This window comes from Acinetobacter calcoaceticus DSM 30006 = CIP 81.8, from assembly GCF_000368965.1.
GTDB lineage: Bacteria > Pseudomonadota > Gammaproteobacteria > Pseudomonadales > Moraxellaceae > Acinetobacter > Acinetobacter calcoaceticus.
The window spans coordinates 1,690,570-1,705,705 of sequence record NZ_KB849780.1 but is presented as its reverse complement, the minus strand read 5'-3'; the positions used below and the strand labels follow the sequence as shown (position 1 = coordinate 1,705,705).

The window sequence follows — 15,136 nt, the reverse complement described above, 5'->3', positions numbered from 1 at the left end:
TGTGACCTTTAAGAGTAGTTATAGTAGAAATTAAATAACTGTCATGTCAGTCATTTGCTAATACTGGTTTCGACTTGTTTATATCCAATAGAAAATTGAATGAATTTAACGAGATCATCTTCGATATCTAATAATTCAGTAAACTTGTTTTGACAAATATAGCGAAAAATAATTTCATAAGCGCCGCCAATAGCTGCATCATAAAATAAATCAGGAACACTTACCCATTGATCAGGGTGATTCATTTTAATAACGTTATGTATAGATTTCAGTCTTTTCCCTAACTCTGCGAAAAACAAATTACGTTGTTCTAGACAGCGACTTCCTGCATTTGGGAACTCGATTGCCCAAGCCTTGGTGAAGTCTTGTTCGCTATTACATAGTTGTAAATAGGCGCGGACAGAGGACCTAATCCATTGATCTGCACTAATACCTTCAAGTTTAATTTCAGAGAGAACTTGCTCAAATAAAGCTTTTCTACCTAAATCATCTGCTGCTAGAAAACAATCTTCTTTATTTTCAAATATTTCATAAAATGCCTGCTTAGATACTCGTGCTCTTTTAACAATGTCTGTAATCGTTGTAGCAGCAAATCCTTTTTCTGCAAATGCACTGATGGCTGCTTTAACCAAACGTCGGCGTTGCTTTTCACGTGTTTCTTCGGTTAACAGGCTAGTACGACCTCTGGGTAAGCCTGCTGCTTGAGTATCGTAAGCGCCAGAGAGTTTTTCCACACTAATTCTTCTAAAATTTGAAATCTTGCTAAAACTATCACTAACCGCTTTTTGGCTCAAGATTGTTTTTTTAAAACATTGAGCTCTTGAAATAAATATATGAATTTCAATTGGATAAAAAATAACTATTGACTAGGAATATAAAGCAATCTACAAAAGTACCAATTGGTACTTTTGTAATTGGAATAATTATGTCTACGCTTGAAGCCATTAAATCTAAACCTTCTTCCATAGCACATCGTTTGAAAGCATCTTTTCCAGTCAGACGATTAAGTTTTGATTTCACCAGTTCAACGCGCTATTGGTTTGATAATGACGCTTATTTCACACATTTGATGAATGCAATGTCAGCTATTTTTCCCCAAGGAGAATTAATGTTGATTGAGGCTTTGAGAAATATTCGGCACAAAATTGATGACCCTGCGCTTCAAGCAGAGATAAGTGCTTTTATTGGACAAGAAGCGATGCATGCTAAAGAGCATTTGGCATTTAACCGTTATGCAGATGAACAGCAAATCAATATCAATGAGCTACAGAATGAAGTTAAAGCCTTATATGCCCTAATGCAAAAAATATTACCAACTATGCATATCATGTCGATTGGTTGTGCGATTGAACATATCACTGCAACCTTGGGCGCCGAACTCTTGCGTAATGATCAGTGGAATCATCGCTTAGTAGGTCCAGTTGCCGAGCTATGGCTATGGCATGCGGTTGAAGAAAACGAACATAAAGCGGTGTTTTTTGATGCTTATGTAGCATCAGGTGGGGGATACTTATCACGTATTTTTTATATGACATTTGCAGGAAGCATTTTACTTTTCTTAATTGCAAATAACACACGAAGATTACTCAAAGCAGATCAAGTACTTTCTTTAAATGGCATCGCTAAATTTTTTAAAAAAGGAGTAGGTAATCAAGGATTACTGACACTACACACTGTTAAAGATTTTTTAGATTACTACCGACCAGATTTTCATCCTTTTGACCACGATACCAAAAGATTGGAAAACCTTTGGCAAAAGCGTTTAGACCTCAAAATTTAAATTTTTAGAGCAGTACCAGAAATGAAAACAACATTAAATAATATTGAAGCGCAATCTGAAGAAATCATTGAGCGATTTCTAAATGCACTGGTGGAACAAGATCATGTCACGATCAGTGAATTACTCCATCCTGAGATCCTTTATACCAATGTTTCTTTACCGACATTTAAAGGTGGAAAAAGGGTCGCTGGTCTAATAAAGCTTGCACTTAGCCGTACAAGAAAATTACAAGTTAAAAATCATCAAATTGTTGCTAAAGGGAACGTTGTCCTCACTGAGCGTACCGATATTGTGAATATTGGGCCATTTCATGCTGGATTTTGGGTATGCGGTACATTTAAAGTTGAAAATGGAAAAATAATTTTGTGGCGTGATTACTTTGATTGGTTAAATGTGAGCAAGGGACTAATCAGAGGGTTTCTGGGAATAGGAATAATAGGTTTACGTCCAAAAATTTAAATACAAAATCTGTAAGTGATTTTATGAGTCTTGAAGAACTGAGGGGGGATTATCCGAGAGATTGTGTCTCCCTGAGAATATGATTGAGGGGACAATTATTCAGCCATATCCTGCACGATTAATTGCAACCACTTTAGGCCCATTCATCGTGCATATTGGATACAGGGTCGTAAATCTTTTTAAAAGACAGCTATAAATTTCGAAAGTTAAGCATAAGTATTTTTCTTTATGCTATTTACCCCTTCAATGATAAGAGTACAAACCGCTAACCATATCGCAATGTAAGTGGGCCATTCATCAGTTTTAATGGTGTCACCAAGTAATATAGATACAGCTAATAATAGTATTGGTTCAACATATACAAGAAGCCCAAAAAGAGTCAGATTTAGATGCGGTGCTGAAAGAGATTGAAAGCCTAAAGCAAGTGCACTGATCAAACCTAAGCCTGAAATTAACCACATTGTTTCAGGGTTGCTGATCAATTCAATTGAGCCAATATTCCCGTTAAAAATAAAGAATAGGCTAATAGGTAAACTCAGGATCATATCGAACCAAAGCCCTCCAATATGATTAGTATTAGTTTTTTGTCTTAACCAAAAATAAATAGGATAACCTAAACAAATAAGTAAAGTTGGCCATGTCAGTGTTTTTGATATTACCAACATGTTAATAATTCCAAGGATGGCAAAAATACAGGATATTTTTTGCAATCTCGACATTCTTTCTTTAAATGCGATTCGCCCTACAATTACCATAATGATGGGCATTAAAAAATATCCAAGAGATACATCGAGGCCGTAACCATTGGTAGGGGCCCACATGAATAACCAAAGTTGTAATCCAATAAGAAACGCAGAAAATATACGAGTTAAAAAGAAAAAGCGGTCTAGAAATATACGAGTGTATATATCACGCACTTGTTGCCAATTTCCTTTCAAAATAATAAAAAGAGTTAAACAGGGGAAAGTCAGCAATATACGCCAACCGTACATTTCGTTTCCCTGTAATGAGTGTAGTAAAGATGTATAGGCAAACATTAGAGCAAATAGGATAGAGCCAATTACATTGAGGGTTATACCAAGAGCCGTATTCGATTGAGTATGCATAGATATTTAATAGCAGAGTCTTTTAATTGATATTTTATTTCAGGTTGATTGATAATTAGGCTCTTATTTCCTAATATAAATGAGAAAATTTCTCACCGTATGGTTTGTGATGACATTAGATAAATTTGATTTAGCTTTACTTGAACTTCTTCAAAAAGATTGCCATATCCCATTACGTGAATTAGCAGATGCTATTCATTTATCTACCGCTTCAGTGCAGCGTCGAATCCAAAAGCTACGTGAAAATGGCTATATTATTGGAAATATTGCTGTTTTAGACCCTGATAAATTAAATCAAGTGATTACAATTCTGGTCGAGATTCGAGTAAATAAAACTCATGCGACTGATCTAGATGATCTTAAAAAAAGCTTTTCTGGGCCAGAAATTCAGCAATGTTATTATGTCACTGGTGAGGCAGACTTTATGTTGGTGCTATTAGTACCGAGTATGAGTCGTTTTCAAAAGATTTGTGATGAACTATTTCACAATAATTCTAATGTAGAGTGGTTCAAGACAACTGTTGTACTAGATCGAGTAAAAGTTACGTTAGAAGTTCCAGAAATAGATAAAAAGTTATAAATAGTATTTTTGAAGTAGCTTTAGATTATGGTTTTACTGATTTTTCACATTTTAGCCATGCATTCAAAAAGGCTTTTGGTGTAACACCTCGAGAATATTTTAAAAAGTCTTAAGAATATTTAAAAGATTCGGAAAAAATTACATGGCTCTTGAGATAAAGGATTAAGTCAAAAAACCATGCAATTTATAAATAAAGTCTTTTAAAGACCTCGAAGCTTATTTAATTCGATACCACGTTTGGTTCCGACCAATTGCAGAGATACCAATGTATCCACGAGCGATAAGTTTGCTCCCATCTGGTGACATTGTTGCACTAAAACGATATGTCTTATCAGACTGAGGGTCGAGAATAGACCCCTTATCATATTTATTTTGACCGACGCTTTTTAAATTTTTGACAATGGTTAAACCAATTAAAGATTTGTTTTTGTAGGTACCTTCACACATCGTACATTTATTGGCTTCGTTTGGGACGAGTATTTTTTCGATGTTAGCAGACAAATTACCATTTTTATCTTCGCTAAATCTTACCAGTGCTCTGGGTTCATTGGTTGCATCATCAATTGTTTTCCAAACACTGCCATGTAATTTGTCTGAAGAAAATGAATGAATCGAATAAAAGCTGAGTAAAAGTAATAATAAATATTTTTTCATATCAATAGTTTCTCTAATTAAAAACGGGTGGCTTTAATCGCCAGAATGATTCATTTTAAATTTAACTTCACAATCTTCTTTATATTGAATCAATAAGATAAATAATATGTAAAGTTATAATCTATTTCGCGTAATATTATTTTGATCGTTTTTTTTATGCAATTGCGATAATGGACATAATTATTAAATATGGCCTCAAAAGCCGATGATCAGATTATTAATAATCTTTAGAAAGAGGGCGAGTAGACTGGTATACATTGTGATCAATGTTGACAAAATATGTGCTTAAAAGAAATAAAAAACATCAACTACTTTTTAAATTAGTTGGATTGCGTGTAATTCATCACAATTTATAAAAATAAGATGGAAATCATGTGTTTAGTATTGATTGACATTGCCTAATATTAGGTCTTATAACTAAACGATCCTGAAACTGTTTCTTTAGTAAGAACAGAGAAATAACAATATAAAGACGAATAGATATTAGAACGAAAATATAAGGAGAAGAAATGAAAGTCATTAAATACGCCTTATTTTCTCTTATGGGAATGCTGATAATAAATAGTGCAGATGCTGGAAATACATCTACAGCATTGAAGGTCAGTTTAACCATTGTAGAAACGTGTGAAGTTTCCACTCAAGGAAATTTAGATTTTGGTTCAGTTGCTCGCTCTCAGCCAGTTGCTGGTGCAAGAACGGATGTATCTGTCCAATGTAGTCAAAATACACCGTATCAATTGGCGGTAACTTCAGACAATAACTTTGAACTTAAATCTGCTGCAAGCACAGCATCTGTTGCATATGTACTCTATCAAGATGCAGGCCATACTCAAATTTGGGGAGGGTCGGGAAGTAAAATACGTTCAGGAATTGCGACAGGAATGAAAGAAACTATTCCTATTCATGGGGCAATTACATCGAGTACCAATGTTCAGGCAACCAAGTATGAAGATTGGGTTCGTGTGAATGTCATATATTAATAATAGAAACACCGAAACGTCGTGCAATGCTGTCCAGACTTATATAAATCTGACAAGAGATTTATTTTCTAATACAAAGTATTGAATAAGCCTTTAACTTGAATCAGATTGTCGATCACTTATTAGCTCGGCCATCCAGTCTGAAAATACGCGTACCGCTGGTGAAAGAAAACGCTGATGCGGATACAGTAAAGTCACTGGAACAGACGATGGGCACCAGTCTTGTAACACGGGGATGAGTCTTTTTTCTTTTAAGTGTTCTGTTACAAGTCTTTCAGCAAGTTGAGAAAGTCCGTAACCTTCAAGGCACATTTTTATATAAAGCTCAGTTTCATTAACGGCGACAGTACCATTCATTTGTACAGTTTTTTTCTCTCCATTTCGTACAAAGCGCATTTCACCCGTATGTCTGTTGTTCCCTGAAAAATAATGAATAGCTCGGTGGTGTGCTAAATCATCGGGAGTTTGCGGAATTCCATTTTCTTTTAAATATGCTGCCGAAGCGCATGTTACCCAGCGAAATTCACCAAGTGGGCGGGCAACCAGCGTGGAGTTTTCTAAATTTCCCATACGGATTACACAGTCTACACCTTCCTTAATAAGGTCTACTTGTCGATCGCTGACGCCTATCATGAGGTAAATATCTGGATAACGCCGTTGAAACTCTTGCAGGTTCGGCATAATCACCGAATGAGCGATGCCAGCAGGCATATCAACTCGTAATCGACCCTGTGGTTGTTTGATAGCATTAGTCAGGTTAGATTCGGTATGTTCAATCAGGTCGAGTATTTCTCGGCACTGGGTCAGATATTCTGCTCCCTCTGGCGTCAGGCTAACCCGTCTTGTTGTTCTGTTTAACAGACGCACTTGTAAATACTTTTCAAGATTTTTAATTGTACTAGTGACTGTTGAGGCTGGTAGGGAAAGTGCCTCTGCTGCATGGATAAAGCTTTCAGCTTCTGCTACCCGAACAAAAATCTGCATTGCCTGAATACGATCCAATCTCATACCTTTGTCCCAATACTGTACTCACACTCTTAGATTATTCGCTTTTGCTGAATAATAAAAACAGTTTAACCAGCTTTTTCAGCATTATCACTTCAGATAGATTTTCAGCATACATTTGAGAAGTTGGAATAATGATGACTGATTACAACAGAAACATAGTGCGGCTGACTGAGTCTTCACCAAATAGAACGCTGATTCGCGGGGCGACGATCCTAAGCATGGATAGTATGATTGGGAACATGGTTCACGGAGATATTCTGATTGAGAGTGGCATGATTACTGCCGTGGGTGAAAATTTAGAAGCCGAAGGTGCAGCTATTATTGATGCATCCAATATGATCGCGATGCCGGGTATGGTCGATACTCATCGACATTCATGGGAAGGGCAACTGCGACGGATTAATCCGAATGCTGAAACGCTAGAAGACTATTGCAACGCGACGCACTATTCTTTTGCCAAGTACTATCGCCCAGCAGATATGTACATCGGTAATTTGCTTACAGCTCTAGGCTGTATAGATGCGGGTATCACAACAGTGATTGATAACTCGCACAATAGTCGTAGTGCCGCTCACTCTGATGCGGCTGTTGAAGCTTTACTAGATGCTGGTATTCGAGCTGTACACGCTTCTGGTGCACCAGTCTCAGGAAATTGGGACAGAGCGAACTGGCCTAGCAATCTTGAACGCCTACAAGAAAAATATTTTAAAAACAGCGAAAATAGTTTGGTATCACTGGCTGCCATGGCTCAGCTAGAACCTGAACTATGGGCTGAGGCACGCAGATTGGGGCTGCCAATCATTACTGAATTTTTTGGTGGTGAAATGGCTGCGGCACTAGAGGGTCTGCATCAGCAAGGTCTGCTAGGACCAGATAATATTTTTAACCACTGTACCTCGCTGCCAGACGCTGGATGGGAAATTTTGCGTGAGGCTGGAGTACGAGTAAACGTATGCCCACGATCAGATGCCCACTATGGCATCGAAGACGGTATGTTTGCCATGCAGTCGGCTCTACGTCACGGCATTAGACCTGGTTTGAGTGTTGATAATGAAACGTCTTACAGTGGCGATATGTTTATGGAAATGCGCGTAGCGTTTTACTTACAGCGTGTGATGGGAATGCATCAGAACAAATGTTGTGGCTCAGCACATTCGCCAGTGACCCTTCAAACTCAAAACCTTCTAAAAGCTGCAACGGCTGATGGTGCCGCTTGCGCAGGTCTGCAAGAAAAAATCGGTAGCCTGACAGTTGGTAAACAGGCTGACTTGATATTGATTCGAACAGACGACATTAACCTTTATCCGTCTGGCAATGCTTTTGGCACGGTAGTTCATGCAACTGAGCGCAGCAATATTGATACAGTGATGATTGGCGGACGAATCGTTAAACGTGACGGTAAAGTGTTGGGTGTGGACAGTGAGCGACTTCGTGCAGCGATTGATGAATCTCGCCAGCATCTTTTTGCTGCGGCTGGTTATGTTCCTGATATTTTTGCCGAGACATTTCTGCCTCTTGAGTAAATTGGATAAAAGGGGGCAAACACGATGAATGTTATCTATTACCTCATGGCTTTTGCCGCGGGGTTAGGGATTACTCTACAGACTACGTTGAATGGTCAACTGGCTAAAGGCATAGGCGGGGATTCTGTTGCTGCGGCGTTATTCTCGTTTACTGCTGGTGCGGTATGCCTTGGGATTTACTCTCTGGTGCGAGGTGGAATCGCTCCTTCGCTGATCGCTATTCCTGCCCAGCCATGGTGGAGTCTAATGGGCGGAGTACTAGGTTCGTGCGCACTGCTGAGTTATGTCGTCCTTGCTCCTAGAATCGGGTTATCTGCTTTGCTGGGGCTGGCAATTGCTGGGCAGATTATCTCGTCATTGTTGATTGACCATTTCGGATTGTTAGGGGCGACTGAACGACCAGTTTCTATGATTAAGCTGGCTGGAACACTGGTCATGCTGATAGGTCTAGGGATTGCTCTTTTGGGTGACAGGTGATAAATCTTAAAACCAGTATTGTTGATATAAAAGAATCATCTGGGATTTCAAATTAGTTAAGTAGTTAGGGAAATTAAAAAAAATACTGTTTGGAGGTTGCTCTAAACAGTATTAATCTTTAAGTAACATATATAATAATTATGTTTATAAATTAAACATAGTACTATTTTGATAAGTCTCTTAAATTTCTGTTATGGGTAGTATAAAGAGTCTTCCAAGTTTGACCTTTATTATTTGATATTTTAACCAATGCATATTGGCCAGAATAAAGGATGTTAAGAAGTGCTCCTGAATTTAAAGTAACAATAGAACTAGGAGCCATTATTTCATGCATTTGCCAAGTTTTACCGGCATCTTCTGAAATTGCTAATTTGTCCCAATTAAATTGTGCACCTGATATATATAAATCTTTCTGTTTTGAAACTTGGGCAGGGAAAACATTTACTTTAAAGGGACTGTTAACTTTTTGCCATGTTATACCATGATCATTAGAGTTAAATAGATTTGAGAATATACCCGCAAAACCACGCTTTGATGTGATTACGCTAATTGATTTATCTGGATTAACTACTAGTTGAGATATATTATCATCGTTGGGTACTTTATTTTCAGTCCATTTTTTCGTTATATAATCATAATGGTTAATTTTTCCATACATATCTGCATAGCTAAATCCTTGTTCATCCTCCCACAACCAAAACCCACGTAATCCCCAAAAATTATCAAGAATTTCTTTTTGTACAATTGGTTGCCAATCACCATTTTCTAAGCGATTACTCTTATAAACTGTAGCTTTACGACCTACTATATGAGATAGAAACCATCCGTTTTGATCATCACCAACGATAGAGGAAATTACGCCGATTGGTAAATTACCACTGTCAACTGGGGTAAGAACATCACTTCCTTTTAAATGTTTATAAAGAGTATTCATTTCACCATAAGCTAGAAAATCAAAGTTATAATTTTCTTTTACAGTTATACAATCAAAAGCTAAGTTATCATTACTTTGAAAAATTTTAGTTTTTTTATTAGTATCTTGTGAAGGTAAGAAAAAAACTGAGCCAATTTTGCTTGATGCTATAATAGTATTATCTTTTAGCTCTTTAAAACACTGCATACCAAAGGGTAGTACCTTGCTTTCATCGCCTATATTTTTTTCTAAAGTTGTAACTGGTTGCGTCCATCCATTCAAAATTTTATCTTTATAAATTGCTTCTAGATAATTATTCTTTAATTTATTAATTAAATCCTTATTAGAAGAATGTTTTTCAGATCTTGCTATTAAGTAGGCATCATTAGCATGGGTTAAATTAATACGTCCTAAATCAGTTGTGGTATTTTCTAGTACTTTAAAAGTACCCATCGGGTGAGGTTTATCTTTATCATTTAAATTAATAAATTGGAATTTACCTGAAAGATAAGGATTTAGGGATGGTTGATAGTTGCTCAGTTCAACAATGCGATATTCACCAGCTGGTAGTTGCCCACTATAAATAAATGTAGAGCGAGAGACATCTGAATTTATTATTTTAATTTCATAAATTTTATTATTTTTCTGTATTGCCGTTTTTTCTGTAAGGCTTTCTATTTTTAAAGAAGGATAAATTATTCCGCTATTAAAACTAATACTGAGTACAATAGGATTTAGTTTCTCATCTGGTTTTATAGGCTCCAGAACTCCTTTTGCTTGTTTATTCGTTATTTTCGGTTGTGGTGTCGTTGCACATGCTTGTAGAAGCACGAGCGCTATTAAGGTAACCCCTAATCTTAAATTAAATTTACTCATTTGTTGCGTATTCCGAGTTTAGAAAATATTTTAAAATAAAGTACTTACTGTGCATATTTAATCGAAGTTGATATTACTATAATTGATAGTGTTGATGTAATATTCATAGAGAATTTATGATTAATAAATTTTGAAAATAAATTGAGTCTTTAAGCGTGAAAAGAAATAAAAATTATTTTGACTTCTTGTGTGAATTAAAAATTCCGTCTCAAAGGGCTAAAGCCTGTTTTAAATAATAGTATTGACTTAAAGTGATTTAAATCAAAATATTTAAGAAAAGAATAAAACTAATACTTAAATTTTATAGAGGTCAAATTCAATTAAAGTATATGGAATAAACATTTAACAAATCAACAGCAACCGATACTCGCCATCTTTTTCAACAGGCGCTCGATGAACACACGGTAAAACTTGTTGTGTAGGATGGTCTACTGCTAACCGCCACAAATGTCCTGTGCCTAAGTTTAGAGGTTGAGCGTTAAGTTTGGGCTGATAATGTAAATCAAAAAAATACTCTGCCAAGAAGGCTTCAAACTCAGCATCTGAGCCATCATGTAATTCTTTGAGCTTTTCTCTAATTTCTGGGATTAAAACTTTTTGTTCAACCTGATCATTGGGCACAATATCGCTCGCGGCGCCGTGATAGGTACATAAAAAGGTGTCGGTTTCAATGGGGGAGCGATCGACATGAAATGAATATACATCTGTTGAAATGAAATCTAGCTCTTCATCACGTTCATAATGTTTAAGCAAATTAAGTACAGGTGATGCACCAAAATCAGTTAACTGCTCGATATCTTCTAAAATAGTTTTCCTTGCCAGATTGCCTTGTTCTGAGAGCTGTAGTGCTAATAAGTCTTCAACAGTAACTTCTGTAATATTTTCTTTTAAATGAAGTTTATTCACAATTTCTTTAAAGTCGCCAACCAAATTTCTGTGCCAACACATCGCATTTGCCTCTCCTTGAAACTTTGTACTTATAAGTTCAGGGAAACTAGACACTTGTCTAATTTGATTGCTGTCAGAAAACGTATTCTTCATATGAGAATTAAATAAAATAATAGAGCGTGTCTAATATTATAGCCTGAGCTTAGTCGAAAATATTCTAGTCCAGCTTATTAAGTAGATTTAACCTTACTCCAAAAGAACATTATTTGCCTCTGAAGTAAGGTTATTAGAAGTCGACTAATTTATTTACCACTCATATTTCACGCCCACTCGAAAATTGGTTGGAGCGCCGTAATAGCTATTTGTCGTCGCTAAATGGTATTTCTCATTAAATAAATTATTAAGGTTGAAGTTGAGCATAAGATTATTGTTCACCTTATAACGTGCCATTAAGTCGACTAAAGCGTAACTTTCTTGAGTAAATCGACCCGTTGCAGAGACTGCATTTTTCTCATAAATTTCGCTTTGCCAACGCACACCGCCACCAATAGTAAGGGCTTCATCAAGATAAGGTAGGGTATAGGTGGTAAACAGTTTGGCTGTGTTATTTGGCACACCAGTATTTAATCGGTTGTCTTGGCTATCTTTTGATAAGTTACGGCTAAAGCTTGTTGAAACTTGCCATAAATCAGTCAACTTACCTGTCGCTTCAATTTCAAAACCTCGGCTTTTTGTGCCAGATTCTGTTCGATAGGCTTGGGAACCATCTGGGGCAAATACATTGGTTAATGCAATCGCTGTATTGTCCTCTTTAGTTTGATAAATAGCAGCTCCGACATTTAACTGATTATCAAAAAACTCACCCTTAATCCCCAGCTCGGTACTATTACCTATTAATGGATCTATGTATTCACCTGTAACGGCTTTCTTATCTTGTGGTGAAAAAATATTGGTGTAGCTTGCATACGCAGTCCAGTTGTCAGTGAAATCATAGGTAATGCCGACATATGGAATCACTTTGCCACTTTCTTCTTGTGTTGTGTAGGTGGTCTTATTGTTAGCATCTGAATGGTTGCCCGTTACGCGCTCCCAGTCTTCAATTCGAGTGCCTAAAATGACTGCAAGATTATCGGTTGCTTTAAGACGAACAGCACCAAAAATAGATTGGCTACGGTCATCTCCGCTGTACCAACCATCTATTTTTGTTTCGGGGCGGTTAGGTGTACTGCCATCCCACGCAAAAATATTTTTTAGAGTGCCATCCCATGTCATTTTACCGTCAACTGAGTTATTCCAACCAGAATAGGTAGGACGTTTATTTTTACTTTTTGTGTAGGTTGTGCCGAGTACTACATCATGAGTTTGATTAAACAAATCAAATGAACCATTTAAAGTTAAATTAAATAAGTCTTGAGTAGGACGATAATCCCAGCGAGTTGCATACAACATCGCACCGCTACCAGTGGCTTTATCAATTCCTTTACTTGAGTAGGTATAGCCCACAATTTCGTCAGAATCTGTAATGGTTCTAGACACCACACCTTTTAATTTCCAGCGGTCATTCAACTGGTGTTCAATATCTGCAAAGTAAGATGTAGTAGAACGGTCAGAACCCGTCCAACTCGCTGCCGCTGAATCTGAGCGAGACCAGTCGATTAATGTCCCGTCGGTATAAAAGCTAGGTAAGCCACCTCTAGCAACGCCAGTCATGTCAATTTGTTGATAGCTAGCACCTAAACTGCCTTTGGTTTTGTCACTAAAATCAGCTTCTACTACGGCATAAGCCACTTTACGCTCTTCGTTGTAACGGTCGATATAGGAGTCTGATTTTTGGTAGGCAAACAGGGTACGACCACGAATACTTCCTGATTCATTAAGTGGTGTTGAAACATCAATATCGGTACGGTAAGAATCCCAGGAACCAATGTCAGCACTCACCGAAGCTTTAAAGTCCTGTAATGGTTTTTTGCGGACCAGATTGATACTTGCGCTTGCACTCCCAGCACCAGTCATTAAGCCATTTGCACCTCGCACAACCTCTACACGGTCAAATAAAGCCATGTCCTGACTTTGGAAAATACTTGCATATGAACTCATGAGCTTCACGCCATCGAGTAAATAACTATCTACTTCTTTACCGCGAGCGTAAATAGGGGAATTATCACTACCAATATTTCCGCCTTGTTTAATAGAAAGGCCCGCCGCCTGACTGACAACATCGGTTAGTTGTGTCAGGTTCTGATCTTTCATTTGTTGATTCGTGATTACACTGACAAGTTGAGGCGTTTCTTTCAAACTTAAAGCTAGGCCAGTAGAAGCAGTAGTGGCTTTTGGCGTATATAAACCAGAACCTTCGGTTGTTAGGTTTTCGCCATGATCAGCATTAACATGAATCGTTGCTAAATGGGCTGTACCTGCTTCACCACCCGCCGTATCAAATTCTTTACTGCTATTTGCTTTGGTTTTAATCGTTTCCAACTGAAAAACTTTGGGTTCAATCGGAGCGGGAGAAGACTTCACTCGAATGCTATAGCCGCTATTGTTGACTTTAACGGCTTCAAATGGGTGACTTTGCAATAAAAGGTTTAAGGCATCATCAACAGCGTAATTCCCTTTAAGCGCTTTGCTTTTTGTTTTTGAAAGGCTGGCATTATCGTAGCTAATGGTTGTACCCGTTTGAATCGCTAGTTGCTTAATGGCCTGATCAAGTGTGCTTTGATTAATTGAAATACTATAAGTTTGTGCAGCGTAAGCAGAAGTTGTGGTAAGCGCCGTGACCACCAATGGCGTACTCCACAGCACTGCACGTATAGCCAAAGCCAGTTTACTTTTTGCTTGATAATCCTTCATGTGGTCTTCTCGACAGAGAGTGTATTTCTCTATAAGTCGAACCAGATCAAAAAAAGGGTCATGTTTTTTTATCTTTTTTTAATATTTAACAGATAAGGACTGTAATAGGTCAGTTCAAGTTGATGGCTATAGGCCAAAGTTTCTAAGCTTTGCTCAGGATTTTTTAGAGAAAACACGCCAGAAATCTTAATATCTTTCAATTCCGGATCGATGCTATAGGTTCCCTTTTTATAGCGGAATAATTCATCCAATACTTTTTGTAGTGGCCATTGATCTACGACTAAAAGTTGTTGCGTCCAGTAAGGTTGATCGTTATCGAGCGGGAGTGATTTTGAAATATATTTTTCATCAAAAAAAGCACGCTGACCTTGTTTTAATATCTGCCGTTTAGATGAGTTCTCTGGTTCAATTGCTACTGCATGCTTATAAACTTTAACCTTTGTTTGTTCGCTACTTTCTTGTCTCACTGAAAATTGAGTACCTAAGGCTTCTACTGGACCATTTTTTGTTTCGACAATAAACGGCCGATGCTGAGCATCTTTTGCTGTTTCAATATAGATTTCGCCATCAATTAATTTTATTTGACGTGTTTCTTGTGTGAAATTTATATCGATATAGCAATTACTTGCCATAATGAGTTGTGAACCATCTTTTAACGATACTTTTTTAATTTCACCGACTTTGGTGTGATAGTCGGACTGCCATTTTTCCCAAGGGATGAAATATACCGACAAACCAACAATGGCTAAGCCCGAAAGACTTAACAGCATATTGCGTTTAGCAGCGAGATTAAATTTTTGATTGGACTGGACTAACGCTTCGGAAGGGAAGTTACCTGCAAGGTTTGTTAAACCATGGCTAAACTTTTCCATTTGCTGGAGTGCTAATTGATGTTCTTTTTTTTCAGCTTTCCATTGCTCAAACTGTTGCTGCTGTAACGCTGTCATTTCCCCTGAATGCAAAAGTACCAACCAATCTGCGGCTGCATCTAAAACATGGTGAGGAATTTTCGTAATATCTGACATAGGGTAGCAATTTAAGC

Annotated in this window: 15 protein-coding genes; 7 read left to right on the top strand and 8 right to left on the bottom strand. The window is 37.4% G+C overall.

Features of this window, described 5'->3' with window-relative positions; all coding sequences use genetic code 11:
• Positions 1–50 precede the first annotated feature (50 nt).
• Positions 51–734, bottom strand: coding sequence for a TetR/AcrR family transcriptional regulator (locus F936_RS12965; protein WP_005047925.1), 684 nt, complete (start codon positions 732–734; stop codon positions 51–53).
• A gap of 191 nt (positions 735–925) precedes the next feature.
• On the opposite strand from F936_RS12965, the gene F936_RS12960 reads away from it, so the two are divergent.
• Both F936_RS12960 and F936_RS12955 read left to right on the top strand, forming a co-directional pair.
• Positions 926–1,780, top strand: a complete 855-nt coding sequence (locus F936_RS12960) for a metal-dependent hydrolase (RefSeq protein ID WP_005047923.1) — start codon at positions 926–928, stop codon at positions 1,778–1,780.
• 21 nt (positions 1,781–1,801) lie between these two features.
• Positions 1,802–2,239: a limonene-1,2-epoxide hydrolase family protein gene (locus F936_RS12955; RefSeq protein WP_005047921.1), complete on the top strand. Its 438-nt coding sequence runs from the start codon at positions 1,802–1,804 to the stop codon at positions 2,237–2,239.
• 206 nt (positions 2,240–2,445) lie between these two features.
• On the opposite strand, the gene rarD is transcribed toward F936_RS12955, so the two are convergent.
• Positions 2,446–3,345 carry an EamA family transporter RarD gene (rarD, locus tag F936_RS12950; RefSeq protein ID WP_005047919.1) on the bottom strand — a complete coding sequence of 300 codons (900 nt, stop codon included), beginning with the start codon at positions 3,343–3,345 and terminating at the stop codon, positions 2,446–2,448.
• Positions 3,346–3,454: 109 nt separating this feature from the next.
• Between rarD and F936_RS12945 the strand changes: the two genes are divergently transcribed.
• Together F936_RS12945 and F936_RS18935 are read left to right on the top strand one after the other, a co-directional pair.
• Positions 3,455–3,925: an Lrp/AsnC family transcriptional regulator gene (locus F936_RS12945; protein WP_003650920.1), complete on the top strand. Its 471-nt coding sequence runs from the start codon at positions 3,455–3,457 to the stop codon at positions 3,923–3,925.
• Positions 3,922–4,038 (top strand): helix-turn-helix domain-containing protein, encoded by a 117-nt coding sequence (locus F936_RS18935; RefSeq protein ID WP_080595360.1) that lies wholly within the window; start codon positions 3,922–3,924, stop codon positions 4,036–4,038. Before F936_RS12945 ends, F936_RS18935 begins: the two co-directional genes overlap by 4 nt.
• A gap of 103 nt (positions 4,039–4,141) precedes the next feature.
• Here F936_RS18935 and F936_RS12940 read toward each other — a convergent pair whose 3' ends face one another.
• Complete coding sequence (locus F936_RS12940; RefSeq protein ID WP_005047917.1) at positions 4,142–4,579, bottom strand: DUF2147 domain-containing protein; 438 nt, start codon at positions 4,577–4,579, stop codon at positions 4,142–4,144.
• Between the two features lie 509 nt (positions 4,580–5,088).
• Here F936_RS12940 and F936_RS12935 point away from each other — a divergent pair.
• Positions 5,089–5,559: a Csu type fimbrial protein gene (locus F936_RS12935; protein WP_005047914.1), complete on the top strand. Its 471-nt coding sequence runs from the start codon at positions 5,089–5,091 to the stop codon at positions 5,557–5,559.
• Positions 5,560–5,652: 93 nt separating this feature from the next.
• On the opposite strand, the gene F936_RS12930 is transcribed toward F936_RS12935, so the two are convergent.
• On the bottom strand, positions 5,653–6,567 hold the full coding sequence (locus tag F936_RS12930; RefSeq protein WP_005047913.1) for a LysR family transcriptional regulator: 915 nt from the start codon (positions 6,565–6,567) through the stop codon (positions 5,653–5,655).
• Between the two features lie 134 nt (positions 6,568–6,701).
• On the opposite strand from F936_RS12930, the gene F936_RS12925 reads away from it, so the two are divergent.
• Positions 6,702–8,090, top strand: a complete 1,389-nt coding sequence (locus F936_RS12925; RefSeq protein WP_005047911.1) for an amidohydrolase family protein — start codon at positions 6,702–6,704, stop codon at positions 8,088–8,090.
• A 24-nt stretch (positions 8,091–8,114) separates the two neighbouring features.
• Positions 8,115–8,567: a DMT family transporter gene (locus tag F936_RS12920; protein ID WP_005047908.1), complete on the top strand. Its 453-nt coding sequence runs from the start codon at positions 8,115–8,117 to the stop codon at positions 8,565–8,567.
• Between the two features lie 163 nt (positions 8,568–8,730).
• On the opposite strand, the gene F936_RS12915 is transcribed toward F936_RS12920, so the two are convergent.
• The 4 genes from F936_RS12915 to F936_RS12900 form a co-directional block, all read right to left on the bottom strand.
• On the bottom strand, positions 8,731–10,356 hold the full coding sequence (locus F936_RS12915; RefSeq protein WP_005047907.1) for a beta propeller repeat protein: 1,626 nt from the start codon (positions 10,354–10,356) through the stop codon (positions 8,731–8,733).
• Between the two features lie 342 nt (positions 10,357–10,698).
• Positions 10,699–11,397: a DUF1826 domain-containing protein gene (locus tag F936_RS12910; protein ID WP_005047904.1), complete on the bottom strand. Its 699-nt coding sequence runs from the start codon at positions 11,395–11,397 to the stop codon at positions 10,699–10,701.
• Between the two features lie 153 nt (positions 11,398–11,550).
• Positions 11,551–14,094: a TonB-dependent siderophore receptor gene (locus F936_RS19575; RefSeq protein ID WP_005047902.1), complete on the bottom strand. Its 2,544-nt coding sequence runs from the start codon at positions 14,092–14,094 to the stop codon at positions 11,551–11,553.
• Between the two features lie 68 nt (positions 14,095–14,162).
• Entirely contained in the window at positions 14,163–15,119 is a 957-nt protein-coding gene (locus tag F936_RS12900; protein WP_005047900.1) for a FecR domain-containing protein, read from the bottom strand.
• Positions 15,120–15,136 lie beyond the last annotated feature (17 nt).

What these genes read in the sequence shown, in the direction of transcription:
- F936_RS12960 (WP_005047923.1), top strand. Translation starts at nt 926, where the DNA reads ATGTCTACGCTTGAAGCCATTAAATCTAAACCTTCTTCCATAGCACAT.
- F936_RS12955 (WP_005047921.1), top strand. Translation starts at nt 1,802, where the DNA reads ATGAAAACAACATTAAATAATATTGAAGCGCAATCTGAAGAAATCATT.
- rarD (WP_005047919.1), bottom strand. Translation starts at nt 3,345, where the DNA reads ATGCATACTCAATCGAATACGGCTCTTGGTATAACCCTCAATGTAATT.
- F936_RS12945 (WP_003650920.1), top strand. Translation starts at nt 3,455, where the DNA reads ATGACATTAGATAAATTTGATTTAGCTTTACTTGAACTTCTTCAAAAA.
- F936_RS12940 (WP_005047917.1), bottom strand. Translation starts at nt 4,579, where the DNA reads ATGAAAAAATATTTATTATTACTTTTACTCAGCTTTTATTCGATTCAT.
- F936_RS12935 (WP_005047914.1), top strand. Translation starts at nt 5,089, where the DNA reads ATGAAAGTCATTAAATACGCCTTATTTTCTCTTATGGGAATGCTGATA.
- F936_RS12930 (WP_005047913.1), bottom strand. Translation starts at nt 6,567, where the DNA reads ATGAGATTGGATCGTATTCAGGCAATGCAGATTTTTGTTCGGGTAGCA.
- F936_RS12925 (WP_005047911.1), top strand. Translation starts at nt 6,702, where the DNA reads ATGACTGATTACAACAGAAACATAGTGCGGCTGACTGAGTCTTCACCA.
- F936_RS12920 (WP_005047908.1), top strand. Translation starts at nt 8,115, where the DNA reads ATGAATGTTATCTATTACCTCATGGCTTTTGCCGCGGGGTTAGGGATT.
- F936_RS12915 (WP_005047907.1), bottom strand. Translation starts at nt 10,356, where the DNA reads ATGAGTAAATTTAATTTAAGATTAGGGGTTACCTTAATAGCGCTCGTG.
- F936_RS12910 (WP_005047904.1), bottom strand. Translation starts at nt 11,397, where the DNA reads ATGAAGAATACGTTTTCTGACAGCAATCAAATTAGACAAGTGTCTAGT.
- F936_RS19575 (WP_005047902.1), bottom strand. Translation starts at nt 14,094, where the DNA reads ATGAAGGATTATCAAGCAAAAAGTAAACTGGCTTTGGCTATACGTGCA.
- F936_RS12900 (WP_005047900.1), bottom strand. Translation starts at nt 15,119, where the DNA reads ATGTCAGATATTACGAAAATTCCTCACCATGTTTTAGATGCAGCCGCA.